This window comes from Pseudomonas sp. TE3728, assembly GCF_056279145.1.
Map to the genome: position 1 here is coordinate 5,480,847 of NZ_JBWBQT010000001.1, position 21,973 is coordinate 5,502,819.

Below are 21,973 nucleotides of genomic sequence, written 5' to 3' on the forward strand. Positions count from 1 at the left end.
AAGCCCCTTCTAAAAAAAGGGGCTTTTTCGTATCTGGAGAAACCCAAATGGCACAACGCCAAACCTACACCGTGCTCCTCCCATTCCCCACCGGGGGTGGCCACTGGTCGAGCGTCGGCCAAGAACTCGACCTGCTCGATGTGGAGGCCAGTGCGTTGCGCAGCGCTGGTCGTCTGGAGCTGAAAAAAACCGAGGCTGCCGAATCGGCCTCTACATCCATCCCGGCCAAAAAGGCCGCTGCCAAGAAGGCTGAATAACCATGGCTGAGGTTTTGAACTTCGAGCACAACGGCATTACCGTCAATGCCACTGAATCTCCCGAGGCCATGGGTGGCCTGGGGGACAACGTCATCGGTCTGGTCGGCACCGCGCCGAATGCCAACCTGCTGATTCCGAAAAATACCCCGTTCCGCATCAATAGCTTCACCACTCAGGCCCAGCTGGACCCGACCGGTGCCGAGGCGGGCACGCTGTTTCAGGCGGTCTACCAGATCCTCAAAGTGGTCAAGGTTCCGGTCTACGTCGTCATTGTCGAAGAGGGCGCTACTGCGGCCGACACGCTGAACAATGTCATCGGCGGCGTTGAGGCTCAGACCGGTCGCAAGCTGGGTCTGGCCGCGTTGAGCGGTGTCGCGGAAGACCTGACCATCATCGGTGCCCCAGGCTTCACCGGCACCAAGGCGGTGGCCAGCGAATTCGCTTCGTTCGGCAAACGCATCAAGGCTCGTGTGGTACTCGACGGCAAGGACGCCGCGGTCGCCGATCAAGTGACTTACAGCCAGGAACTGGGCGGTGCGGACCTCGGTTTCGACCGCTGCCTGGTGGTGCACAACATGCCGGCCGTTTACTCCAAGGCAGCGAAGAAAAACGTCTTCCTGGCGCCATCGAGCCTGGCCATTGCCGCGCTCGCCAAGGTCAAGCAATGGGAGAGCCCGGGCAACCAGGTCACCTATGCCGAAGATGTGTCGCGCACGGTGGAATACAACATCCTCGACACCTCCACCGAAGGCGATCTGCTCAACCGCTACGGCGTCAGCTACTACGCCCGGACCATCCTTGGCGGCTTCTCGCTGCTGGGTAACCGCTCCATCACCGGCAAGTTCATCAGCTACGTCGGCCTCGAAGATGCGATCAGCCGCAAACTGGTGAAGGCCGGTCAGAAGGCCATGGCCAAGAACCTGACCAAGTCGTTCATGGATCAGGAGGTCAAGCGCATCAACGACTGGCTGCAAACCCTGGTCGCCGACGAAACCATCCCGGGCGGCAGCGTGTACCTGCACCCGGAATTGAACAGCGTCGAGAAGTACAAAAACGGTACCTGGTACGTGGTCATCGACTACGGCCGCTACGCACCGAATGAACACATGATTTATCAACTCAACGCCCGCGATGAAATCATCGAGCAGTTCCTGGAGGACGTTCTCTAATGTTTACCAACCGCGTAAGACAGGCCATCGCGGCCACCCTGCAAGGCCTGCCGTTGTCGGCGACCGTGGAAGAATTCACCCCGCCGAAGATCGAATTCGAGATGGAAAACATGGTTGGCGGCCGCTTCATCGGCGAGGAAATGGCCAAAAGCGGCAAGGCGCTGACCTCCAAGCTGATTCTTCAAGGCGCTGGTCCAGAAATCATGCTCGCCCTGGGTGTGAAACTGGGCGACGACATTCTGCTGAACGTGCGTGAGGCCGGACAGGATCAGGACGGCAACACCTGGTTCACCTACCACACCGTCGGCGGCAAGCTGAAATCCCTTGAGGAAGCCGTTCTCAAAATGAACGAGAAGCCCAAGACCACCCTCGAGCTGTCCTGCCGCACCTACAACCGTCTGGAGAATGGCATCCCGGTGATCGACATCGACGTGCGCACCCAGAAGTTCGTGCTCAACGGCGTCGACATTCTCGGTGACGCCCGCCGCGCTGTGTTGCTGCCGTAACACCAAGGTCAGCAGGGCATACAAACTGTGGGAGCGAGCCTGCTCGCGATGAGGGAATCACATTCAGCATCATTGTTGACTGTCCCGACGCTATCGCGAGCAGGCTCGCTCCCACAAGGATTGTGGCGAACCGTTCCCTGCACAGCACTCTTCCATGATTCACCAAGGAATTCATTTCATGTCCTGGACGCCTCCTGTTCACGTCTTGTTGTCGCCGATCATCGCTGACGATCAGTCGACGATCGAGCAGATTCAGCTCAAACCACTGTTCTACGCCGCGCAGAAAGAGGCCCTGGCTCGCGCCGGTGATGATGAGGACGATCAGTTCTTCGAGCTGGCCAAATTGGCCACTGGGTTGTCGGTCAAGGAACTGGACCAGCTCAAACGGCCGGACTACGTGAGCATTGCGCAGTACGTGCATGAGATGTCGACTCGCTCTGCTTCGTACTTTCTTGAACAGCAAGCGCAGGGCGAACAATCGGTAGACCCCGATCAGGTGCAACTGCTGCAACCGCTCAACGCAGTGGGCCGCAGCATGACCTCGCTAACCCTGGAAATGCCGGTGCTGCGCGCCACCAAAGCGATGAAGATACTGAAAACCGCCAGGGAACGCGCCGAATTCATCACCGCCCATTGCACCGGACTGATGCTTCCCGACCTGGACCTGCTGACCGTGCCCGACTGGACACAGCTTCAGGTACGCATCGACGATTTTTTAAACAAACCGGCGGACTTCTTTCGGAACGCGACATCGAAGTAATCCTCGATGTGGTGCCGCTCATTTACTCGGTAAGTGAGGCGGAAATTCTGGAGTGGGACGCCGGCAAGGCCTTGCGCCGCTACGACATCGCGATCACTCGCCTTGGCGTGAAACAGGAGTAGAGCGGGATGGCGGACGATAGATATTCGCTCAAATACGCAGCCTTCAACGACAGTGGGTTGGCGTTCGGTAATACCAGCCTGACCACAGCAACCACGAGCGTTGTGTCAGCACAAGGTACGGGCACGTCCGCCAGGGATCAGATGCCTGGCCTCGGTCTGGTGCTGAAGGATCTCGGGCTCAAGCTCGGTCTGCTGACGACGGCTATTGAGTCGTTGACCTTGAAACTTTCGTTATCCCGGACAACGGGAGCCGGTGCACGGAGTGAGCCGGCCAGCGAGCAAAAGAGTTCGGGCAAGCCGGGTCGCAGTATCGAACCGCCGGACCTGCTTAAACCCGCGATAACGATGGATTCGGCGAGGGCCGATCTGAAGCAGGCAGCCCAATTGACCCCGCGCCAGAGCGAAGAGATGGCGCTGTCAACCCAACACATCGCCAGCGCTCCGCTAGTGGCGGCCGGGGGGACCAACGCGGTTGATCTGGTGAAGATTGAAAGTCTGGCTGCCAAGGCAGGGATCGCTAGCGATCTGCCCAATGCCTCGGACCGACAGTTTGAGCTGCTGCGCTTCGCCAGCGACGCTGGCGTCGCCGCGTCGGCGTTCAAAATGCCGGCCTTGGATGTCGCTGAGATGATGCTCGGCTGGCGCACCTCCATGAGGCTCAACGGTGCTCAAGCCTTTGACCTGGCGGATGCAACCAACCATCTGGGCAAGATCTCCGGTGGTGCGAAAGCGGCTGACATCGGTGCCGTCTTGCAGCGTGACGGTGCTGCTGCTACGGCGGCAGGTCTGTCCCCTGCGCAAGCCGCAGCGTTGACGGCGGCATTGCTCAATACCGGTACGCAAAAGGCTGATGCCGGCGTAGCGCTGAAAAACATCACCACTGTCATGGGCAAGGGGGATCAGGCCTCCGCAGCCGAGCGAGCGGCCTGGAAGCAACTGGGGCTGGAGCCGAAAGCGGTGGCGAGCGGCTTGCGTGACAAGGACGCGGCGCCTGGCACGGTAATGTCGGTGCTTGCGGCGTTGAACGCGCAACCTGCCGAGAAACGCTCGACGCTTGCCTCCACGCTATTTGGCAATGGTGATGAGGCGGCGCTGCGCATGGCGCAAAACCTTGCCGATGTGAATGGAGCCTTCTGGCAGGTAAAAGACAAAGCCCAGTACGCCACGTCAGAGTTGGGTGACAAGGGCTCGGTGAGGCAAGACGCACTCGCGCAGTCGAAAACCCAGCAAGGCCAGTGGAATGTCTTGAATGCGCGCAACGATCGCCTGTCCACGGCCACGGGTAGTGCGCTGGCTCCAACGACGGACAGCGCGCTTGGTTCCCTCGGTTCGTTGATTGATGGCCTGAGCGAATTGGCTGAAACCTCTCCGAAAACCACAGCGGCAGTCGTAATTGTTGCAGCAGCCATCAAACCGCTGGTGAGTACGCTATTCAAAGCCTTAACGGATGAGATGACCAATCAGGTAGCCAAGCGAGTATTGGGGGGCGTGGCTCCTCGTCTCCCCGGCCGTTTGGGTGAGGTGATTTCTGAAGACTTCAGAAAAACTGATCGTACGGCCAAGCTGAATATCAACGATACGAGCCGACTTGAGCCCGTGACCGCTGCGAAAGCCGAGGCCGGGGGAAGTGCTAGCCGTTCCCTGCGAGGCATGAGTGCTTCATTGCGCCCGTTTACCCGTTATATACCTGGAGCACTCGCGTTAAGTGCTGCCCCCGAAGTGATTGAAGGCGCGATGAGCGGCGACGTCCGGATGATAGGCGCCGGCCTGGGAACCGCTGGCGGTGGCTGGGTGGGGGCTTCGGCGGGGGCTGCCATGGGCGCCACTGTGGGTACCTTTTTCGCACCGGTCATCGGCACCGCCATTGGCGGGGCGGTCGGCGCGGTCGTCGGCGGACTGGCAGGAGGCTGGATAGGTAGAGAGTCGGGTTCCTGGCTGGGTGAGAAACTCGCCACGCCCGCCGACAAGCTCCCCCCTCCGGATCAGGCTGCCAAAGATCTGACCAATACCCAGACAACCAGTCAGCAAAACGCACTGACCGCGAACATCTACATCAACGGTCAGGATCAAGCCAGCGCCACTCAACTGGCAAACCTGGTGGTGCAGCATATTTCCGGGCAATTCGGACTGATGACAACGACCAATCAACTCGCCGTTCGACGTGACACGGCCCTGACCGATGGGGTGGCTTGATGAGGCAGCAAATGGCACTCGGCACGTTCATTTTCGGCTTGTCGCGCAACTTCGCCTATAGCGGTCTGGTGCGCAAGTCGGACGGTGGCTGGGTGAAGGTGGACATCCTGACCAGCAAGCCCAAGGCCAGCCAGACCGGTCAAGGCTTGCAAAGCCTGACGATAACCGGCAAGGCGATGTACGCGGTGGCCATGGACCGCCTCGATGAATTGCGCGCCTTGCAAGCGCTGCGGGTACCGCTGCCGTTGGTCGATGGTATTGGTCGCAACTGGGGTTTATGGCGGATCAACGACGTGACGGAAACCCAAAGCGAGGTGATTGATGACGGCACGGCGATGTTGATCAGTTGGTCGATTGCACTGGAGGAATTCGTCAATGCGTAAGGTACGAACGGTGGCCGGTGACTCGGTGAATCTATTGCTCTACCGCGAGCTTGGGCGTTGTGACGATGTGGCCGAAGAGGCGCTGTGGCTCCTCAACCCGACGCTGACCGAGCAAGCTCCGGTGCTGCCAGCAGGCATTTGGGTGGTGCTCCCGGAACTTGAATCCAGACCCGTAGCGACCACACCTGTAACGGCGTGGGATTAAGGAGGTTACATGGCACTTGGGTTCACGCCCGCGGTAGAAATCTACGGCGCCAACGCGGCCCTGATCAATCAGCGTCTGATCAGTTGGCAACATATCGATGCCGCCGGTATCGAGTCCGATCAACTGACCCTGGTGCTCGATCTTGAAGGCCTTGAAGGACTGCCAAGCCTGGGTGGAAAGGTCGGCTTGCGCGTGGGTTATCTGGAATCCGGGATGGTGGATAAGGGCCAGTTTTTGGTCACTCGACGTACGCCGACGCTGTTCCCGTTTCGCGTGTCGCTGGTGGCTACCGCCGCCCCGTTCAGTGCGGCGGACGAGAGTGGATTCCAGCAGCGCCGCTCGGCCAGTCATGGCCCGACTACCCTCGGGGCATTGTTTCGCGAACTGACAGCCAGGCACGGCTTTTCGCCGAGGGTGGACCCGGCATTGTCGCTGAAAAAGATCGAACACATCGACCAGTCGAATGAAACCGACATGGGCTTCGTTACGCGTTTGGCGAATAAGTACGGCGCCATCGCCAAACCGGTGAATGAGCTGTATGTGCTGGCTCGGCCAGGTCAGGTCAAGTCATTGTCGGGAAAAGTATTGCCGGACGTGAAACTGTCGGTCACTAGCAACAATCGCCCCGGCGATCATGCGTTTATCTCCGCCACCCTTGATGACTCTGCCCGGGGCAAAAGCCAGGGCTGCAAGATCAGTTGGTGGGACGCCGCAGCTGGTTTAATGCGGGTGGTTGAAACCGGGTTCGCGCCGTTCAAGACCTTGCGCCAGAGCTGCCAAAGCGCGGAAGAAGCGCAGGCGGTCGGCGAAGGTGAAGTGCGCAAAATGGGCCGTGAAAAGCTCAAGGTGAAAATCAGCTGTCCGGGCAATCCCGATTTTTCGGCTGAAGGCCTGCTACTCCTTGATGCCACCTGGCCGGACTTCATGCGTGGTCGCTGGTCGATCGACAAAGTCACGGCCAGCGGCGATCGCACCAATAGCTATCGCTGCATGATCGAGGCGACTTGCCTTGATCCAAGCGCTGACGACGTCGCCTGATCTTCCCTCCCAAAGAACCCTGTGCGGGCTTGCTCCCACAGGTTTCTGACTGCGCCTTCCATACAACTGGAGCGCCCTCATGAAGATCACCCCGATCCTCAACTGATTTTTGAGAGTGTCATCATTAAACACAGGAGCGAGTGATGCGGGTCACCGATCAACAGTTGCTCAACATTTTCCCCAACGCCCGCCACCAAGCGGGCGTTTTCATTTCCGTCCTGAACACCGCCATGGCCCGCCGCAACATCAACACCCCCAAACGCATCGCCGCGTTCCTCGCGCAAGTCGGTCACGAATCGGGGCAATTACAGTACGTACGTGAGCTGGGCAGCACTCAATACCTGAGCAAATACGACACCGCTACCCTGGCCATCCGTTTGGGCAACACCCCGGAACCCGACGGCGACGGTCAAAAGTACCGTGGCCGAGGCCTGATCCAGATCACCGGTCGCCACAACTACCGGCAATGCAGCCTTGGCCTGTTTGGCGATGAGCGTCTGCTGTCCCAACCTGAACTACTGGAACAGCCCCAATGGGCGGCCGAATCAGCAGCATGGTTCTGGGAACAGAACGGCTTGAATGAATTGGCCGACCGCGATCAGTTCAACAGCATCACCCGCCGTATCAACGATGGGTTGAACGGCTTGCAGGATCGTCTGGAAATCTGGGCGCGGGCGAGGGCGGTGTTATGCCAGCCTTCGGTCTGATCGGCTGGCGACTGATCGGTCTGCTGGTGCTGGCCGGTTGTTCGGCGGCATTGGCCTGGCAGTTTCAGGATTGGCGCTACGGCTGGCAACTGGCGGAGCAGGCCAGGCTGCACGCCGAGACCCTCAATCAACTGACTCTGGCCGCCGCTACCCAGCAACAGGCCGAGCAGAACAAGCATCTGGCCCTGGAACAGCGGCTTTCGGCCAGTGAGCAAACCCATTCTCGAGCGCTTAGCGATGCCGAACGTGATCAAGGTCGCTTGCGCGATCGTCTTGCCACTGCTGATGTGCGCTTGTCAGTCCTCCTTGATGCCCATGACGCTACCTCAACCTGTGCAGTGCCAGCCGCCTCCAGCGCCGGCGACGTGGATCATGGCCCCCCGCGAGCCCGACTTGACCCGGCGCATGCTCAACGAATTATCGCCATCACCGACGCGGGCGATAGCGGGCTGATTGCCCTGCAGGCGTGTCAGGCCTATGTCAGAGCCCTCGTTCGCTAACATTTTGATCGATCCTGAACCTTGCAAGCGTGATCGGCTCGTGTACGGTAGGCCTCATTCCGCTCGATCAGGAGAGAGCCGTGAAAGATATCACTCAGCTGGCCGCTGAACTTGGCAGACGCTTGCAGGTTCTCAATGCCCACGTCACCACGGCCGAATCCTGTACCGGTGGCGGGATTGCCGAGGCGATCACCCGTATTCCGGGGAGTTCGGCGTGGTTTGAGGCCGGTTATGTCACCTACTCCAACCGTCAGAAAACCCAGCAACTGGATGTCCCGGCTGAGTTGTTTCCAACTGTCGGGGCGGTCAGTCGCGAGGTGGTCGAGGCCATGGTCCGCGGCGCGCAGGAAAAAAGCCGGGCGCGTTTTGCCGTGGCGGTCAGCGGTGTGGCCGGGCCGGATGGCGGTTCGCCGAGCAAGCCCGTGGGCACGGTGTGGCTGGCCTGGGGCGTGGGTGAGCAGGTGTTCAGCGAGGTGCAGTACTTTGCCGGTAACCGTGACGAGGTCCGCCGACAAACGGTGAAGGCCGCGCTAGAGGGGCTGCTGCGCCATGCCGCTGGAGAAATCTCAAATCAGGGGTAGGCGATCCTGAAACGCTGTGGAATAATACTGGCTACTTATACAGGTGTTGGCCGTCAGGCCTTATTGATTACGTGAGGACTTTAATGGACGACAACAAGAAGAAAGCCTTGGCTGCGGCCCTGGGTCAGATCGAACGTCAATTCGGCAAGGGTGCCGTAATGCGTATGGGCGATCAGGACCGTCAGGCGATCCCGGCTATTTCCACTGGCTCTCTGGGTCTGGACATCGCGCTCGGCATTGGCGGTCTGCCAAAAGGCCGTATCGTTGAGATCTACGGTCCTGAATCCTCCGGTAAAACCACCCTGACACTGTCGGTGATCGCCCAGGCTCAAAAAGCCGGCGCGACCTGCGCATTCGTCGACGCCGAACACGCCCTCGACCCTGAGTACGCCGGCAAACTGGGCGTCAACGTCGACGACCTGCTGGTTTCCCAGCCGGACACCGGCGAGCAGGCCCTGGAAATCACCGACATGCTGGTGCGTTCCAACGCAGTAGACGTGATCATCGTCGACTCCGTGGCTGCTCTGGTGCCGAAGGCTGAAATCGAAGGCGAAATGGGTGACATGCACGTGGGCCTGCAAGCCCGTCTGATGTCCCAGGCGCTGCGTAAAATCACCGGTAACATCAAGAACGCCAACTGCCTGGTGATCTTCATCAACCAGATCCGTATGAAAATCGGCGTGATGTTCGGCAGCCCGGAAACCACTACTGGTGGTAACGCGCTGAAGTTCTACGCCTCGGTTCGTCTGGACATCCGCCGTACTGGCGCGGTGAAAGAAGGTGATGAAGTCGTCGGTAGCGAAACCCGCGTCAAAGTCGTGAAGAACAAGGTGGCTTCGCCGTTCCGTCAAGCAGAGTTCCAGATTCTTTACGGCAAGGGCATCTACCTCAACGGTGAGATGATCGACCTGGGCGTGCTGCATGGTTTCGTCGAGAAATCCGGTGCATGGTATGCCTACGAAGGCACCAAGATCGGTCAGGGCAAGGCCAACTCGGCCAAGTTCCTGGCGGACAACCCGGAAATCGCCGCGAAACTTGAGAAGCAACTGCGTGACAAGTTGCTGACCCCAGCGCCGGACGTCAAAGCATCGCCGGTCAAAGAGACGGCTGATGACCTGGCTGACGCTGATATCTGATTGATCCGATGACCGCCGTACTCGATACACTCGTCGCGGTGCGGCGAACCGCAATGGACCTGCTCGCGCGACGCGAGCATGGTCGAGTCGAGCTGACGCGTAAACTGCGTCAGCGCGGCGCCCTCCCTGAAATGATCGACACAGCACTCGACCGTTTGACGGAAGAGGGCCTGTTGTCCGAGTCCCGTTACCTCGAGAGCTTCGTTTCCTATCGTGCCCGTTCCGGTTATGGCCCTTTGCGAATTCGCGAAGAGTTGAGCCAGCGCGGTCTGCAACGTACCGATATCGAACTCGCCTTGCGCGAGAGCGGTATCAACTGGCAGGAACAACTGGAAGACACCTGGCGGCGAAAATTCTCCGGACACTTACCGATAGACGCCCGGGAACGTGCCAAACAGGGCAGGTTCCTGAGTTATCGGGGATATTCCATGGAAATGATCAGCCGCTTGTTCAGCGGCCGAGGGATGGACGATTGAATGAACGGCTCGCTATTTCGATAGCGGGCCGTTTTTTTTTGCCTCACGTTACCTTGGACGGTTCCCGTGTGCGTTGTTGCGCCTGGGGTTTGGACTGGGCCCAGTTTTCCGGCAGGTTGATGTAGTCCACTAGCTCCCGCAGACGGCCATGATCACGGGCGTTGAAGGTGAAGGAAAGTCGCGCCAGATGGCTGAACTGTGCTTCGTCGTGCTCCTCACCGCTGTAGGCGTGCTGATGGAAATGGTCGCTCAGGCACAGGTCGGCGAATGCCTCCTGTATGTGTTCGAGCGCCCGGTCGCTGAGTTTGTGGTTCATGCGAATCACGAACTGATGCTTGAGCCAGCGGCTGGAGTGGAAGTTGCTGTAGAACTGATTGATCTGCTCCACTGCCTCTTCGGCACTGTAGACCAGACTCAACAGCTTCATGTCGGTTGGCAGGATGTAGCGGTTTTCCTCCAGTTGATGATAAATGAAGTCCAGCGCGCCTTGCCAGAACTTGCCGCCCGGCGCATCCAGTAGCACCACGGGCACCAATGGGCTTTTGCCCGTCTGAATCAGGGTCAGCACTTCCAGCGCTTCATCCAGCGTACCAAAACCGCCTGGGCACAGGACCAGCGCATCGGCTTCCTTGACGAAGAACAGCTTGCGGGTAAAGAAAAAGTGGAAGGGCAGTAGATTCCCGGTGCCATTGACCGTGGGATTGGCATGCTGCTCGAAGGGCAGGGTGATATTGAATCCCAAGCTGTGTTCCAGGCCGGCACCTTCATGGGCCGCCGCCATGATGCCGCCGCCGGCACCGGTGATGACCATCATGTCCGAGCGCGCCAGAGCGGCGCCAAGCTCTCGGGCCAAACCATACAGTGGGTGTTCTATCGGCGTGCGGGCCGAGCCGAAAACGGTGACTTTGCGTCGTCCCTTGAACTGCTCCATCACACGAAAGGCATGTTCGAGTTCGCGCAGGGCTTGCAGGGTGATCTTGGCATTCCAGCGGTTATGATCTTCCTGGGCCATGCGCAGCACAGTCAGGATCATGTCGCGGTAAATCGGGATGTTGGGGCTGTTGGGTGAAACCAGGTTGAGTTGTTCTTCGACCTTGCTGGTGAGGTCGTGGCCGCTTTCTTGAAAATGACGGCTCAGGAGGTCATTCGGTTGGTAAGGCATTCAACTTCTCCTTCTGCACAGAACCCTTGGCCCGACAAAACAATCGTCGGCGCCGCGACACCCCTTGTGTCGCTGTCTGCCCAAGCCCTTGCCTGGGCGCTCCACATGACTCGTTTGCAATCGAGCCATCCATACGGGCTCTGCTTATCCCTTGAATGAAAGAAACGTTCGCACAATAAGACACGCAATGGGCAGCCCCTTTTCTGCCCTGAAAAAAACCACATGAACACTTTGAATTTAGACCCTCGCGACGATTTTTGCTGCTTGATCATTGCGCCGCAAAGTCTTTCCTGGCAATCGCTTATTGACGATTTGCAAGGTGCTTTCACCGCTCGTCTGAACGCAAGCCGTTTGTCCTGCGCTCTGATTTACTAAGTTACAGGCGTGACACGACAACTTTGCGTCAATGGCAGGACGCAACGTTCAAGCAATTCAGGGATTTTTCGCGTGATCAACGACGATCAATGCGTGCACGGAGGCGGGAAACCATGCCCAGAGTCACTCTGGAAATCGATGCGCAACTGTATCGATTGCTGAAGTTGTCAGCCGAGACCAATCATTTGAGTCTCGAAGAGGAGTGCTGCCGGCGTCTGGAGGGCGGGGAGCGACGTTCGCGCTACTTGCAGGCGTTGTTGGCAGAATTGCGCGCCGAGGATGAACAGCGGCGCGCCAATTCCCGTTGATTACTTTTTCTTGGCCGGTGTGGCTTTCGGGCAATCCGATTCCTGGAAGCTTGCGGAGCCGACTGGGCGGTTGGTTTTCACTTCGGTGAAGTCATAACGCATGACCGCCCCCTTGGCCATCAGCTTGCGGAACCCCTCGTTTCGGCAGACGGAGGCGCCAAGCTGGAAGTACACGGCTTTCGGATCGGCGCGCATCTTGTCAGCGTGGCTGCTCTGAACGCTCAGATGATTGATCAGCTGATTGCCTTCGACGGTATAACCCTGATCCAGCAGGTCTTCGTTGATCGCCCGTGGCGTGCCGACACTGCTTTGTACGGCGACGTTTCGCAGCTCTCTGTTCAGATTCTGCTCACTCAAGGAAGCAGCCTGAGCATTGAAGGACGACGCCAGCAGAATGGCAGCGGTGGGAACGATAAGGCGCAGCATGAAACTCTCCTGGTTCAGTGACTGGTGGTTCGACCCGTCACGTGACTGTGCGTTCAGTGGCGGCGAATTATAGGGGAGGCGGCCTGGACGGTACAGGCTTGCGCCGGCCGCTCTGATAAACTGCTGGCCTTTATTGCCTTGCCGAGTGCCGTTTGTGTCGAGTTTTCCTGTCTGCCGGTGTTGCCAACGATGAACCACGCCCCCAACGCCGTAGCCCGCTTGCGCGATCAGCGAGAGGAAGAGGGTATCAAGCCGATTCAGGCCCGTGGTTGGCGAGCAACCCGTTGCCGTGCCTGCCGTGTGATCGAGAGTCACTGCCTGTGTGCCTGGCGCCCGCAGGTCGACACCCGTAGCGGCGTGTGCCTGATCATGACCAATAAAGAAGTGTTCAAACCGAGCAATACCGGTTGGCTGATTGCCGATGTGGTGCGCGACAACCACGCATTCATCTGGTCGCGCACGGAAATCGATGAACAACTGCTGGCGCTGTTGGCCGACCCGCAATGGCAACCCTATCTGGTGTTTCCTGGCGAATACGTCGAGCCCGAGCGAGTTACCCACAGCGTCGAGGTCGATAGCACCAAGCGCCCATTGTTCATTCTGCTGGACGCCACCTGGACCGAAGCCCGGAAGATTTTCCGTAAAAGCCCCTATTTTGATGCGTTCCCGATTCTGAGCCTGCTTCCTGAGAAACTTTCGCGGTACCGGTTACGCAGATCCACTCGCAGCGAGCACCTGTGCACGGCCGAAGTGGCGGCGCTGTGCCTCGATCTTGCCGGTGATACAGACGCTGCCTCGGCGCTGGACGCTTATTTTGATGTGTTCAGCCAGCATTACCTGGACGCTAAACATCAGCTGGATATGAATGTTGCAACACCGGCCCACGCCGAGCTGATGCCCTTTGTGCAGCACGCAGCCCCTGTCATCTGCTGAGCATCGCCCATACTGCAAAGAACCAGGCTCGCTGGCAGGGCCATGCAACTTGACCACCCCGGCTTCGCTGGGCATGCTTGGCGCCGATTAGGGCGCGGCCAAGGTTTGAAACGCTGCTTTTTTTACGTAATTGGCGTTGAACGTGCCCTGTTGGTGCCGCTGCGTGGCTGCACCTCGAGTTGTTTTGGCGAGGCCTGAATGCATCAGGCATCCCATAAAAAAACAGGATCATTTGAAAAATGGCCACATACGAAATCCTGATTGCCGATGACCATCCTCTTTTTCGTAGCGCCCTGCATCAAGCGTTGACCCTGGGCCTGGGCCCGGATGTCCGTCTGGTGGAAGTGGCGAGCATTGCCGAGCTGGAAACCCGTCTGGACGAAAAGGCCGATTGGGATCTGGTATTGCTGGACCTGAACATGCCGGGGGCTTACGGTTTTTCCGGGTTGGTGCTGTTGCGTGGGCAGTACCCGCAGATTCCGGTGGTGATGGTCTCGGCTCAGGAAGAAGCGTCGATCATGGTGAAATCCCGTGAATTCGGCGCCAGCGGTTTCATTCCCAAGTCCAGTGATTTGAGCGTCATTCAGAAAGCCGTACGCGCGGTGCTGGATGGCGACGTTTTCTGGCCGCCCCAGGCCTTCGAAGCGGTCAGCGTGTCCGCCGAAGCCAAGGCTGCCAGCGAAGGCCTCGCCAGCCTGACACCCCAGCAGTTCCGTGTATTGACCATGGTCTGTGAAGGTTTGCTGAACAAGCAGATTGCTTACGAGTTGAGCGTTTCCGAAGCGACGATCAAGGCCCACGTCACGGCCATTTTCCGTAAGCTGAATGTGCGGACCCGGACTCAGGCAGCGCTGCTCTTGCAACAACTTGAGTCAATTTCGAGCAACTAAGGCGCTACGTGTTCACGCTTTTTTGACTTTGCTTCATCTAGCTTTCCCACTCCTTTTTGGTCAGTTGCCTACTTTATGTCACCTTTCAAAGGCCAGACCGGCCTCAAACGCATCCTCAACGCCTCTGGTTACTCCCTGGACGGCCTGCGCGCGGCCTTCACCGGTGAAGCAGCCTTCCGGCAACTGGTGTTGCTTAATGCCATCCTGATTCCGTTGTCATTCTTCCTCAACGTCAGCCGTGTCGAGCAGGCGCTGCTGATTGCGGTCTGCCTGTTGGCCTTGATCGTCGAGTTGCTCAATTCGGCGGTGGAAGCGGCCATCGACCGCATTTCCCTGGAGTTGCATCCACTGTCCAAGAACGCCAAGGACATGGGCAGCGCTGCTCAATTCGTGGCGTTGAGCATGATCGCGCTGGTGTGGGCGGTGATTCTGCTTTAAGCGATGGTGGGCAGGACGATCTCGTCGCTGCGCTGAACCCCGGCGGTGAACGCGCGGCACAGTTCGAGGAATTCGCGCATCGCCGATGTCTGATATTTCTGTTTGTGCCAGATGAAATAGAACTGCCGCGCCAGATCCAGATCCGGTGTTTCCACGGGCACCAGGCTGCCGCGGCGGAACGCATCGCGCAGCGCCAGGCGCGAAATGCAGCCAATCCCCAAACCTGATTCCACCGCGCGCTTGATCGCTTCGGTGTGTTCCAGTTCCAGGCGAATGTTCAGCGCGCTGCGATGGTGTCGCATGGCCTGGTCGAACGTCAGCCGTGTGCCCGAGCCTTGTTCGCGGAGAATCCACGCCTCATGACTCAGCTCCTCCATGGTCGCGATGCCACGTTTGGCCAGCGGATGCTGGGGCGCGCAGAACACCACGAGTTCATCTTCGACCCAACTCTGCACTTCAATGTCCGGATGGCTGCAGTCGCCTTCGATTAGACCCAGATCAATTTCATAATGCGCAACCTGTTGCACGATGTTGGCGGTGTTCTGCACATGCAGCTTCACCTGGCTTTCCGGATGACGCTGCATGAAGCTGCCGATCAGTAGAGTGGCGAGGTAATTGCCGATGGTCAGGGTCGCGCCGACCGCCAAAGAGCCGAAACCGGACTTGCCGTTGAGCAAGTCTTCGATCTCCTTGGCCTGATCGAGCAGGGCCACCGCCTGCGGCAACAGTTGTTTGCCGAGGGCGTTGAGGCTCAGCCGTTTGCCGGCGCGATCAAACAGTTGGCAGCTGCACTGACGCTCCAGCTCGGTGATTGAAGTGCTCGCCGCCGATTGTGAGAGGTTGAGCGTCAATGCAGCACGGGATACGCTTTCCTGCTGGGCGACGGCGACGAATACTTGAAGTTGACGGAGAGTAAATCGCATATCGATATAACCGATAACCCTTATCTTAATAATCCAGTTAACAGATATTGTCGCTGCCATTAGAATGCGCTGCAATTGCGCACATCATCGGCGCAGGCAAATCTCCAGGAGTCCCACGTACATGAGCAACATGAACCACGAGCGTGTCCTCAGTGTTCACCACTGGAACGACACTCTGTTCAGCTTCAAGTGCACCCGCGATCCGGGCCTGCGCTTCGAGAACGGTCAGTTCGTGATGATCGGCCTGCAACAGCCCAACGGCCGCCCGCTTATGCGCGCTTACTCGATTGCCAGCCCGAACTGGGAAGAGCATCTCGAGTTCTTCAGCATCAAAGTGCCTGATGGCCCGCTGACTTCCCAGTTGCAGCATCTGAAGGAAGGCGACGAGATCATCATCAGCAAGAAGCCTACCGGCACCCTGGTGCTGGATGACTTGAAGCCGGGCAAACATTTGTACCTGCTCAGCACCGGTACCGGTCTGGCACCGTTCATGAGCGTCATCCAGGACCCGGAAACCTACGAGCGTTTCGAAAAAGTGATCCTGTGCCACGGCGTGCGTTACGTCAATGAAGTCGCTTACCGCGAGTTCATCACCGAGCACCTGCCGCAGAACGAGTTCTTCGGTGAAGCCCTGCGTGACAAGTTGATTTACTACCCGACCGTGACCCGCGAGCCGTTCGAGAATGAAGGCCGCCTGACCGACCTGATGCGCAGCGGCAAGCTGTTCAGCGACATCGGTCTGCCACCGATCAACCCGCAGGACGACCGCGCCATGCTGTGCGGCAGCCCGAGCATGCTCGACGAGACCAGCGAAGTGTTGAACAGCTTCGGCCTGAAAGTTTCGCCGCGGATGCGCGAGCCGGGTGATTACCTGATCGAGCGTGCGTTCGTCGAGAAGTAAGACGTTGTTTGGGTGACGCAGAGCGTCACTGGATGCATTCCCACGCGGAGCGTGGGAACGATCAGCCCCCATTGCCTGTGCAGGCAATGGGGGCTTTTTTTATGCCTGACACAAACCTTGTAGGAGCTGTCGAGTGAAACGAGGCTGCGATCTTTTGATCTTGTTTTTTAAAGCTACATCAAAAGATCGCAGCCTCGTTTCACTCGACAGCTCCTACAGGTTGGATACGGGAATGACTTCGAGCACGCGGATCAGGTCGGGCGTCGGGTAATGCCAGCGCACATCCACATCCCAGAACAGCGCGCCATACTCCCTTTCTGGCGTAGGAATCTGGTACGCCGGGCGTGGGTCTTGTGCCAGGCATTGTTCGATCAGCTCGACCAAGGGCTCATCAAGCCGCTGAGCGTGGCTGTGAGCCTGTTGCAGTGCTGAGTCTGTCCACTGCACGGGAATCAGCGATGGCGGGGCGCTGGCGATGCTGTTGGATGCCGTGTCGATGATGTCGGCGTAAGGCACGTAGGGTTTGATGTCGAGAATCGGCGTCCCGTCGAGTAGGTCGATGCCGGAGATCCACAGCCGATTGGCTTCGACTTTGTCCAGTTTGACCACCGATTGACCGATGCCATTGGGTCGATGCGTCGCCCGAGTGGCAAATACGCCCATGGATTTGTTGCCGCCCAGGCGGGGAGGGCGGACTTTCAGGCGTGGCTTTTCTTCCAGGGCCTGATGGAACAGGAACAGCAGCCAAACATGACTGACCTGTTCCAGCCCCTGCACCGCATCACCCTGATCGAACGGCGCCACCAGTTCCAGCACGCCGCGAGCGGCCGGGGCCAGCTGCGGCTGGCGCGGAATGGCGAACTTCTCTTTGAAACAGGAGCGCACGAAGCCGATGGGGGAAACGCTGTAGGTCATGGTTTGGGGTCGAAGCGGAGTTGAGGCGGGCATGATAACCCGAGCGGTCGCGAGATCGGTGGCGACTGTTAGTCCGTCATCGCGAGCAGGCTCGCTCCCACATTTGATTTGCGGCGGGCACAAATGTTGTGGTCACAGCAGGCCCCTGTGGGCGAGCCTGCTCGCGATGGCCGCACCACCAATCTCAGAGACTGAACCCACCATCCAAAGGAATAATGTTCCCAGTCATATACGCGCCTGCCGTACTCGCCAAACTGATCGCCAAGGCAGCCATCTCTTCCTCCCGGCCCCAGCGCTTCATCGGAATCAGCGCCGTATCCTCCGCCAACGCCTGCTCATCATTGCCAATGTGCTGCGTCATCTTGCTCGGGAACCGTCCCGGTGCGATCACATTAACGTTGATGTGTTGGCTCACCAGCTCCCGCGCCAGAATCCGCGACAGTTGATGCAGGGCAGCCTTGCTCGGGCCGTAGGCATATGCCTGTTCGCCGAAGGACGAAATCCCGGCGACCGAACCAATGTTGATGATCCGTGCCGGATTCGCCGCCGAACCGGCCTTGCGCAGCAGCGGCAGAAATTGCTGGATGCAGTTGAACACCGAGGTCACGTTCAGCTGCATGACCTTTTCCCAGCCCTTGACCGGGTAACTCTCCAGCGGCGCGCCCCACGTGGTACCGGCGTTGTTCACCAGAATATCCAGCTGACCGATCTGCTCACTCAGGTGCGCAGCCAATTGCTGGACGCCTTCTTCGTGGGCCAGGTTGGCAGCTACCGCGTGACAAATCCCGAAGGCACTCAGTTCGTTGGCAGTTTGCTGACAGGCGTCGGCATCGCGGGCACACACGTACACAGCGGCGCCAGCCTCGACATAAGCCTTGGCGATCATTTTGCCGATACCGCGGGTGCCGCCGGTTACCAGAGCGGTGCGGCCTGCGAGAGAAAAATACGGGTGCATAGGGCGAGTCCTGAGGGCAAAGGGTCAGTACACCCTAGTCGTCAGCCGCCAGAAGCGGAGCCACTATTTTTGCGAGGAATGGGGGGCCATATAGCCCTGTAGGAGCTGTGTAGGAGCTGTGTAGGAGCTGTCGAGTGAAACGAGGCTGCGATCTTTTGATCTTTCGCTTGGAACTCAAGTGGACAAGAAAAGATCGCAGCCTCGTTTCACTCGACAGCTCCTACACAGCGTTCACAGATCAGATCCGTCCCACACGTTACTGCGGGCGAACGCGCAGGGTCAGGCCCTTGAGGAAATTGCGCAGCAACTGGTCGCCGCAGGTGCGGTAGTTAGTGTGGCCGAACTTGCGGAACAGCGCGCTCAGCTCAGGCTTGGACACCGGGAATTCGGCCGCCTTGAGGATCGCGTGCATGTCGTCTTCCTTCAGTTCGAAGGCCACACGCAGTTTTTTCAGGATGATGTTGTTGGTCACCGGCACTTCGATCGGCTGCGGTGGACGGCTTTCGTCCTTGCCGCGCTTGAAGATCACCAAGCCATCGAGGAAATGCGCCATGACTTCGTCCGGGCAGCGTACGAAACCTTCCTCGTCTTCCTCTTTCTTGTCGAGGTACGTCAGCAGGTCTTCCATGGACACGTCCATGCCGCCGAGCTTGATGATCTCGATGACTTTCTTGTCGCTGATGTCGAGCATGTAGCGCACGCTGCGCAGTACGTCGTTATGAATCATGGTGTGCAATCCTGATATTCAGCAGTGGGCGTCGCATAAGCCGCGGCGCCGAAATGTAGGGCGGCGTGAAAAGTCTTAGAACTTCTCTTTGCCGGACAGGTATCGCCATTGCCCCAAAGGCACTTTGCCGATGGACACGCCGCCAATGCGGATGCGGCGGATGGCGACGACCTTCAGGCCGACGGCCTGGCAGAACAGGGCGATCACGCCCGGTTGTGGGTTCTTCATCGCAAAACGCAGGCGGTTTTCGTTCTGCCAGCTGGCTTTGACCGGCGGCAATTCCTTGCCCTTGTAGGTCAGGCCATGGTTCAGGCGGTTGAGGCCGTGAGCCACCATGTCGCCTTCAACCTCGACCACATACTCTTGCTCGATTTTGGCGGAGTCTGCGGTGAGTTTGCGCAGGATCTTCCAGTCCTGGGTGAACACCAGCAGACCGCTGGCATTGGCCTGCAGATCGGTGCTGGCGGTCAGGCGCAGGAAGTGGCCCTTGAGCGGGCGTTTGCCGTAGCGGTGTTCTTCGCTCAGGGTTTCGGCGCTGATGGTCGCCATGGCCGTTTCCGCGTCCATGCCCGCAGGGACGTTGAACAGGATGGTCACGGGCTCCGGCGCAGTGGCCTTGGCTTCGGGATCGAGCTCGACTTTTTGGGTGTCGACCTTGAACTGCGGCTCGTCGATGACCTCGCCGTCCACGGTGACCCAGCCGCCCTCGATGAACAGCTCAGCCTCCCGACGGGAACAGCCGACGAGTTCGATGAGGCGTTTGGAGAGACGAATCGGGTCAGTCATGACAGGGCCGTAACAAAAAAGGGGTGGGCATTGTACCTGCTGGGCGCCGGTTAATCCCGGCTCCATTTGCCGCATGTGCTTTTAATGTGGGAGCGAGCCTGCTCGCGAAAGCGTCATCAGCTTCAACATCAATGTCGATTGATAGGCCGCTTTCGCGAGCAGGCTCGCTCCCACAAGGGTTTCATGTTGTGTCAGCCATTGCGTGTCTTTTGTTGCGTCTGGCGCAAACGCATGTGCAACAACGGATAGGGCTGACCCATACCGTCGTGCTCGGAGCGACCGATCACCTCAAAGCCCTGTTTGAAGTAAAACCCCAAGGCCTGCGGATTCTGCTCATTGACGTCCAGCTCATCGGCGTTCAGGTGTTCCAGGGCATAGCGCAGCAATTGCTTGCCCAGGCCTTTGCCGCGATGCGCCGGGTCGATGAAGAGCATTTCGATCTTGCCCGCCGCCACACCGGCGAACCCGGTGATGCGTTGGCGCGAGTCTTTGGTGCAGATCAGCATCACCGCGTCGAGGTAGCGGGTCAGCACCAGATTCTTCAGCAGGTCGATGTAGCTGTCGGGCAGAAAGTCATGGGTGGCGCGCACCGAGGCTTCCCACACTTGGGTGAGTTCTTCGTAGTCGCTCTGTTTCGGTGTGTGAATGACCGAGTGTTGGCGCATGCCCGCTGGCCTCTGTTGCGTGGATGACGCGAGTTCTTTCTCTCACAAAACGATAGACGTAAAAAAGCCCCGCATCTCGTCAAGAGAGCGGGGCTTTTTATATTTTTGCGTTTAGATCTGTTCAGCCCACAGGTCGTACTCGTCGGCATCGGTCACTTTGCACCAGACTTTGTCGCCTGGCTTCAAGTTGCTGCCGTTGTCGATGAACACGTTGCCGTCGATTTCCGGGGCATCGAAGAAGCAACGGCCGACCGCGCCTTGCTCGTCGACTTCATCGACCAGCACTTCGATTTCACGGCCGACGCGCATTTGCAGACGGGCCGAGCTGATGGCCTGTTGGTGCGCCATGAAGCGATCCCAGCGGTCTTGCTTGACGTCGTCCGGCACGATGGCCGCGTCCAGCAGGTTGGCCGGTGCGCCTTCGACTGGCGAGTATTGGAAGCAGCCAACGCGGTCCAGCTGCGCTTCGGTCAGCCAGTTCAGCAGGTACTGGAAGTCTTCTTCGGTTTCGCCAGGGAAGCCGACGATGAAGGTCGAACGGATGATCAGGTCCGGGCAGATTTCGCGCCAGTTCTTGATCCGCGCCAGGGTCTTGTCTTCGAAGGCCGGGCGTTTCATGGCTTTGAGGACTTTCGGGCTGGCGTGCTGGAACGGGATGTCCAGGTACGGCAGGATTTTCCCGGCGGCCATCAGCGGGATCAGTTCGTCGACGTGTGGGTACGGGTAAACGTAGTGCAGGCGCACCCAGACACCGAGGGTGCTGAGGGCTTCGCAGAGTTCGGTCATGCGGGTTTTCACCGGCGCGCCGTTCCAGAAGCCGGTGCGGTACTTCACATCGACGCCGTAGGCGCTGGTGTCCTGGGAAATCACCAACAGCTCTTTGACGCCGGCTTTGACCAGGCGTTGGGCCTCGTCGAGCACGTCACCGACCGGGCGGCTGACCAGTTTGCCGCGCATCGACGGGATGATGCAGAAGCTGCAACTGTGGTTGCAGCCTTCGGAAATCTTCAGATAGGCGTAGTGGCGCGGGGTCAGTTTGATCCCTTGCGGCGGCACCAGGTCGATCAGCGGGTTGTGATCCTGACGCGGCGGCACGGCGTCATGCACGGCGTTGACCACTTGCTCGTACTGCTGCGGACCGGTCACGGCCAGCACGCTTGGGTGCACGTTGCGAATGTTGCCTTCTTCGACGCCCATGCAGCCGGTCACGATGACCTTGCCGTTTTCCTTGATGGCTTCGCCGATCACTTCCAGGGACTCCGCCTTGGCCGAATCGATGAAGCCGCAGGTGTTGACCACCACGACGTCGGCGTCCTGATAGGTGGACACAACGTCATAGCCTTCCATGCGCAGCTGGGTAAGGATGCGCTCGGAGTCGACCAGTGCTTTCGGGCAACCCAGGGATACGAAGCCAACCTTTGGATTGGCCGGCGCAGGAGTGGTGGACATGTCTAACCTCGGTATTTGGGACGCCTCCAGCCGAAGTCGGCAAGGCGACAGACGGACGCTATGTTGCGTCTCTGGTCAAAAAGTGCG

General features: G+C 58.8%; 27 protein-coding genes. 18 read left to right on the forward strand and 9 right to left on the reverse strand.

Annotated features, from left to right (window positions below):
- Positions 1–47 precede the first annotated feature (47 nt).
- The 13 genes from ACZ89R_RS23985 to recX all read left to right on the forward strand — a co-directional run bounded on the left by ACZ89R_RS23985 (position 48) and on the right by recX (position 10,033).
- Complete coding sequence (locus ACZ89R_RS23985; protein WP_429544382.1) at positions 48–257, forward strand: hypothetical protein; 210 nt, start codon at positions 48–50, stop codon at positions 255–257.
- A 2-nt stretch (positions 258–259) separates the two neighbouring features.
- Positions 260–1,426, forward strand: coding sequence for a phage tail sheath protein (locus tag ACZ89R_RS23990; RefSeq protein ID WP_429544381.1), 1,167 nt, complete (start codon positions 260–262; stop codon positions 1,424–1,426).
- Positions 1,426–1,932 carry a phage major tail tube protein gene (locus ACZ89R_RS23995; protein ID WP_347929098.1) on the forward strand — a complete coding sequence of 169 codons (507 nt, stop codon included), beginning with the start codon at positions 1,426–1,428 and terminating at the stop codon, positions 1,930–1,932. Before ACZ89R_RS23990 ends, ACZ89R_RS23995 begins: the two co-directional genes overlap by 1 nt.
- A 178-nt stretch (positions 1,933–2,110) precedes the next feature.
- The gene (locus ACZ89R_RS24000) at positions 2,111–2,692 is read left to right on the forward strand and encodes a phage tail assembly protein (RefSeq protein ID WP_429544380.1); all 582 of its coding nucleotides are present in this window, start codon (positions 2,111–2,113) and stop codon (positions 2,690–2,692) included.
- 128 nt (positions 2,693–2,820) lie between these two features.
- Positions 2,821–5,007, forward strand: a complete 2,187-nt coding sequence (locus ACZ89R_RS24005; RefSeq protein ID WP_429544379.1) for a phage tail tape measure protein — start codon at positions 2,821–2,823, stop codon at positions 5,005–5,007.
- Complete coding sequence (locus ACZ89R_RS24010; RefSeq protein ID WP_429544378.1) at positions 5,007–5,390, forward strand: phage tail protein; 384 nt, start codon at positions 5,007–5,009, stop codon at positions 5,388–5,390. Before ACZ89R_RS24005 ends, ACZ89R_RS24010 begins: the two co-directional genes overlap by 1 nt.
- The gene (locus ACZ89R_RS24015; protein ID WP_429544377.1) at positions 5,383–5,595 is read left to right on the forward strand and encodes a tail protein X; all 213 of its coding nucleotides are present in this window, start codon (positions 5,383–5,385) and stop codon (positions 5,593–5,595) included. The genes ACZ89R_RS24010 and ACZ89R_RS24015 overlap by 8 nt, the downstream gene beginning before the upstream one ends.
- Positions 5,596–5,604: 9 nt before the next feature.
- Positions 5,605–6,633, forward strand: coding sequence for a phage late control D family protein (locus tag ACZ89R_RS24020; protein ID WP_429544376.1), 1,029 nt, complete (start codon positions 5,605–5,607; stop codon positions 6,631–6,633).
- A gap of 143 nt (positions 6,634–6,776) precedes the next feature.
- The gene (locus tag ACZ89R_RS24025; RefSeq protein ID WP_429544375.1) at positions 6,777–7,340 is read left to right on the forward strand and encodes a glycoside hydrolase family 19 protein; all 564 of its coding nucleotides are present in this window, start codon (positions 6,777–6,779) and stop codon (positions 7,338–7,340) included.
- The gene (locus ACZ89R_RS24030) at positions 7,322–7,840 is read left to right on the forward strand and encodes a lysis system i-spanin subunit Rz (protein ID WP_429544374.1); all 519 of its coding nucleotides are present in this window, start codon (positions 7,322–7,324) and stop codon (positions 7,838–7,840) included. Before ACZ89R_RS24025 ends, ACZ89R_RS24030 begins: the two co-directional genes overlap by 19 nt.
- An 80-nt stretch (positions 7,841–7,920) precedes the next feature.
- Positions 7,921–8,421 (forward strand): CinA family protein, encoded by a 501-nt coding sequence (locus ACZ89R_RS24035; protein WP_008072702.1) that lies wholly within the window; start codon positions 7,921–7,923, stop codon positions 8,419–8,421.
- An 83-nt stretch (positions 8,422–8,504) separates the two neighbouring features.
- Positions 8,505–9,557, forward strand: a complete 1,053-nt coding sequence (gene recA / locus ACZ89R_RS24040) for a recombinase RecA (protein WP_007907270.1) — start codon at positions 8,505–8,507, stop codon at positions 9,555–9,557.
- A gap of 8 nt (positions 9,558–9,565) precedes the next feature.
- Entirely contained in the window at positions 9,566–10,033 is a 468-nt protein-coding gene (gene recX, locus ACZ89R_RS24045; protein WP_008010154.1) for a recombination regulator RecX, read from the forward strand.
- A 43-nt stretch (positions 10,034–10,076) separates the two neighbouring features.
- Here recX and ACZ89R_RS24050 read toward each other — a convergent pair whose 3' ends face one another.
- Positions 10,077–11,195 carry an LOG family protein gene (locus ACZ89R_RS24050; RefSeq protein ID WP_429544373.1) on the reverse strand — a complete coding sequence of 373 codons (1,119 nt, stop codon included), beginning with the start codon at positions 11,193–11,195 and terminating at the stop codon, positions 10,077–10,079.
- 488 nt (positions 11,196–11,683) lie between these two features.
- Here ACZ89R_RS24050 and ACZ89R_RS24055 point away from each other — a divergent pair, with 488 nt between their 5' ends.
- Positions 11,684–11,878: a hypothetical protein gene (locus tag ACZ89R_RS24055; RefSeq protein WP_007907277.1), complete on the forward strand. Its 195-nt coding sequence runs from the start codon at positions 11,684–11,686 to the stop codon at positions 11,876–11,878.
- On the opposite strand, the gene ACZ89R_RS24060 is transcribed toward ACZ89R_RS24055, so the two are convergent.
- Positions 11,879–12,304 carry a PA3611 family quorum-sensing-regulated virulence factor gene (locus tag ACZ89R_RS24060; RefSeq protein ID WP_123499350.1) on the reverse strand — a complete coding sequence of 142 codons (426 nt, stop codon included), beginning with the start codon at positions 12,302–12,304 and terminating at the stop codon, positions 11,879–11,881. It abuts the gene before it with no gap.
- A gap of 189 nt (positions 12,305–12,493) precedes the next feature.
- On the opposite strand from ACZ89R_RS24060, the gene ACZ89R_RS24065 reads away from it, so the two are divergent.
- The 3 genes from ACZ89R_RS24065 to ACZ89R_RS24075 all read left to right on the forward strand — a co-directional run bounded on the left by ACZ89R_RS24065 (position 12,494) and on the right by ACZ89R_RS24075 (position 14,565).
- Positions 12,494–13,237 (forward strand): tRNA-uridine aminocarboxypropyltransferase, encoded by a 744-nt coding sequence (locus tag ACZ89R_RS24065; protein WP_008072711.1) that lies wholly within the window; start codon positions 12,494–12,496, stop codon positions 13,235–13,237.
- Positions 13,238–13,476: 239 nt separating this feature from the next.
- A complete protein-coding gene (erdR, locus tag ACZ89R_RS24070; protein ID WP_007907284.1) occupies positions 13,477–14,127 on the forward strand; it encodes a response regulator transcription factor ErdR in 651 nt (216 codons plus the stop codon).
- A 75-nt stretch (positions 14,128–14,202) separates the two neighbouring features.
- A complete protein-coding gene (locus tag ACZ89R_RS24075; protein WP_007907286.1) occupies positions 14,203–14,565 on the forward strand; it encodes a diacylglycerol kinase in 363 nt (120 codons plus the stop codon).
- Here ACZ89R_RS24075 and ACZ89R_RS24080 read toward each other — a convergent pair.
- Positions 14,562–15,488, reverse strand: a complete 927-nt coding sequence (locus ACZ89R_RS24080) for a LysR family transcriptional regulator (RefSeq protein WP_007907288.1) — start codon at positions 15,486–15,488, stop codon at positions 14,562–14,564. The genes ACZ89R_RS24075 and ACZ89R_RS24080 overlap by 4 nt on opposite strands.
- A 121-nt stretch (positions 15,489–15,609) precedes the next feature.
- Between ACZ89R_RS24080 and fpr the strand changes: the two genes are divergently transcribed.
- Positions 15,610–16,389, forward strand: coding sequence for a ferredoxin-NADP reductase (gene fpr / locus ACZ89R_RS24085; RefSeq protein WP_003443014.1), 780 nt, complete (start codon positions 15,610–15,612; stop codon positions 16,387–16,389).
- Positions 16,390–16,602: 213 nt separating this feature from the next.
- Here fpr and tsaA read toward each other — a convergent pair whose 3' ends face one another.
- The 6 genes from tsaA to rimO form a co-directional block, all read right to left on the reverse strand.
- Positions 16,603–17,304, reverse strand: a complete 702-nt coding sequence (gene tsaA, locus ACZ89R_RS24090; RefSeq protein WP_429544372.1) for a tRNA (N6-threonylcarbamoyladenosine(37)-N6)-methyltransferase TrmO — start codon at positions 17,302–17,304, stop codon at positions 16,603–16,605.
- Positions 17,305–17,488: 184 nt separating this feature from the next.
- Positions 17,489–18,259 (reverse strand): SDR family oxidoreductase, encoded by a 771-nt coding sequence (locus ACZ89R_RS24095; RefSeq protein WP_429544371.1) that lies wholly within the window; start codon positions 18,257–18,259, stop codon positions 17,489–17,491.
- 256 nt (positions 18,260–18,515) lie between these two features.
- Complete coding sequence (locus ACZ89R_RS24100; RefSeq protein ID WP_008010137.1) at positions 18,516–18,986, reverse strand: YehS family protein; 471 nt, start codon at positions 18,984–18,986, stop codon at positions 18,516–18,518.
- 75 nt (positions 18,987–19,061) lie between these two features.
- Positions 19,062–19,772 carry an rRNA pseudouridine synthase gene (locus ACZ89R_RS24105; RefSeq protein WP_008072721.1) on the reverse strand — a complete coding sequence of 237 codons (711 nt, stop codon included), beginning with the start codon at positions 19,770–19,772 and terminating at the stop codon, positions 19,062–19,064.
- A gap of 191 nt (positions 19,773–19,963) precedes the next feature.
- Entirely contained in the window at positions 19,964–20,437 is a 474-nt protein-coding gene (locus ACZ89R_RS24110) for a GNAT family N-acetyltransferase (protein ID WP_429544370.1), read from the reverse strand.
- Between the two features lie 111 nt (positions 20,438–20,548).
- Positions 20,549–21,886, reverse strand: coding sequence for a 30S ribosomal protein S12 methylthiotransferase RimO (rimO, locus tag ACZ89R_RS24115; protein ID WP_048393845.1), 1,338 nt, complete (start codon positions 21,884–21,886; stop codon positions 20,549–20,551).
- Between the last annotated feature and the right edge of the window lie 87 nt (positions 21,887–21,973).

Excerpts from the sequence above, each read along its gene's own strand:
- recX (WP_008010154.1), top strand. The coding sequence starts at position 9,566 with ATGACCGCCGTACTCGATACACTCGTCGCGGTGCGGCGAACCGCAATG.
- fpr (WP_003443014.1), top strand. The coding sequence starts at position 15,610 with ATGAGCAACATGAACCACGAGCGTGTCCTCAGTGTTCACCACTGGAAC.
- tsaA (WP_429544372.1), bottom strand. The coding sequence starts at position 17,304 with ATGACCTACAGCGTTTCCCCCATCGGCTTCGTGCGCTCCTGTTTCAAA.
- ACZ89R_RS24050 (WP_429544373.1), bottom strand. The coding sequence starts at position 11,195 with ATGCCTTACCAACCGAATGACCTCCTGAGCCGTCATTTTCAAGAAAGC.
- ACZ89R_RS23995 (WP_347929098.1), top strand. The coding sequence starts at position 1,426 with ATGTTTACCAACCGCGTAAGACAGGCCATCGCGGCCACCCTGCAAGGC.
- ACZ89R_RS24000 (WP_429544380.1), top strand. The coding sequence starts at position 2,111 with ATGTCCTGGACGCCTCCTGTTCACGTCTTGTTGTCGCCGATCATCGCT.
- ACZ89R_RS24015 (WP_429544377.1), top strand. The coding sequence starts at position 5,383 with ATGCGTAAGGTACGAACGGTGGCCGGTGACTCGGTGAATCTATTGCTC.
- ACZ89R_RS24060 (WP_123499350.1), bottom strand. The coding sequence starts at position 12,304 with ATGCTGCGCCTTATCGTTCCCACCGCTGCCATTCTGCTGGCGTCGTCC.
- ACZ89R_RS24110 (WP_429544370.1), bottom strand. The coding sequence starts at position 20,437 with ATGCGCCAACACTCGGTCATTCACACACCGAAACAGAGCGACTACGAA.
- ACZ89R_RS24025 (WP_429544375.1), top strand. The coding sequence starts at position 6,777 with ATGCGGGTCACCGATCAACAGTTGCTCAACATTTTCCCCAACGCCCGC.
- recA (WP_007907270.1), top strand. The coding sequence starts at position 8,505 with ATGGACGACAACAAGAAGAAAGCCTTGGCTGCGGCCCTGGGTCAGATC.
- ACZ89R_RS24075 (WP_007907286.1), top strand. The coding sequence starts at position 14,203 with ATGTCACCTTTCAAAGGCCAGACCGGCCTCAAACGCATCCTCAACGCC.
- ACZ89R_RS24055 (WP_007907277.1), top strand. The coding sequence starts at position 11,684 with ATGCCCAGAGTCACTCTGGAAATCGATGCGCAACTGTATCGATTGCTG.
- ACZ89R_RS23990 (WP_429544381.1), top strand. The coding sequence starts at position 260 with ATGGCTGAGGTTTTGAACTTCGAGCACAACGGCATTACCGTCAATGCC.
- ACZ89R_RS24020 (WP_429544376.1), top strand. The coding sequence starts at position 5,605 with ATGGCACTTGGGTTCACGCCCGCGGTAGAAATCTACGGCGCCAACGCG.
- ACZ89R_RS24100 (WP_008010137.1), bottom strand. The coding sequence starts at position 18,986 with ATGATTCATAACGACGTACTGCGCAGCGTGCGCTACATGCTCGACATC.
- erdR (WP_007907284.1), top strand. The coding sequence starts at position 13,477 with ATGGCCACATACGAAATCCTGATTGCCGATGACCATCCTCTTTTTCGT.
- ACZ89R_RS23985 (WP_429544382.1), top strand. The coding sequence starts at position 48 with ATGGCACAACGCCAAACCTACACCGTGCTCCTCCCATTCCCCACCGGG.
- ACZ89R_RS24105 (WP_008072721.1), bottom strand. The coding sequence starts at position 19,772 with ATGACTGACCCGATTCGTCTCTCCAAACGCCTCATCGAACTCGTCGGC.
- ACZ89R_RS24080 (WP_007907288.1), bottom strand. The coding sequence starts at position 15,488 with ATGCGATTTACTCTCCGTCAACTTCAAGTATTCGTCGCCGTCGCCCAG.
- ACZ89R_RS24005 (WP_429544379.1), top strand. The coding sequence starts at position 2,821 with ATGGCGGACGATAGATATTCGCTCAAATACGCAGCCTTCAACGACAGT.
- ACZ89R_RS24095 (WP_429544371.1), bottom strand. The coding sequence starts at position 18,259 with ATGCACCCGTATTTTTCTCTCGCAGGCCGCACCGCTCTGGTAACCGGC.
- ACZ89R_RS24010 (WP_429544378.1), top strand. The coding sequence starts at position 5,007 with ATGAGGCAGCAAATGGCACTCGGCACGTTCATTTTCGGCTTGTCGCGC.
- ACZ89R_RS24065 (WP_008072711.1), top strand. The coding sequence starts at position 12,494 with ATGAACCACGCCCCCAACGCCGTAGCCCGCTTGCGCGATCAGCGAGAG.
- ACZ89R_RS24030 (WP_429544374.1), top strand. The coding sequence starts at position 7,322 with ATGCCAGCCTTCGGTCTGATCGGCTGGCGACTGATCGGTCTGCTGGTG.
- rimO (WP_048393845.1), bottom strand. The coding sequence starts at position 21,886 with ATGTCCACCACTCCTGCGCCGGCCAATCCAAAGGTTGGCTTCGTATCC.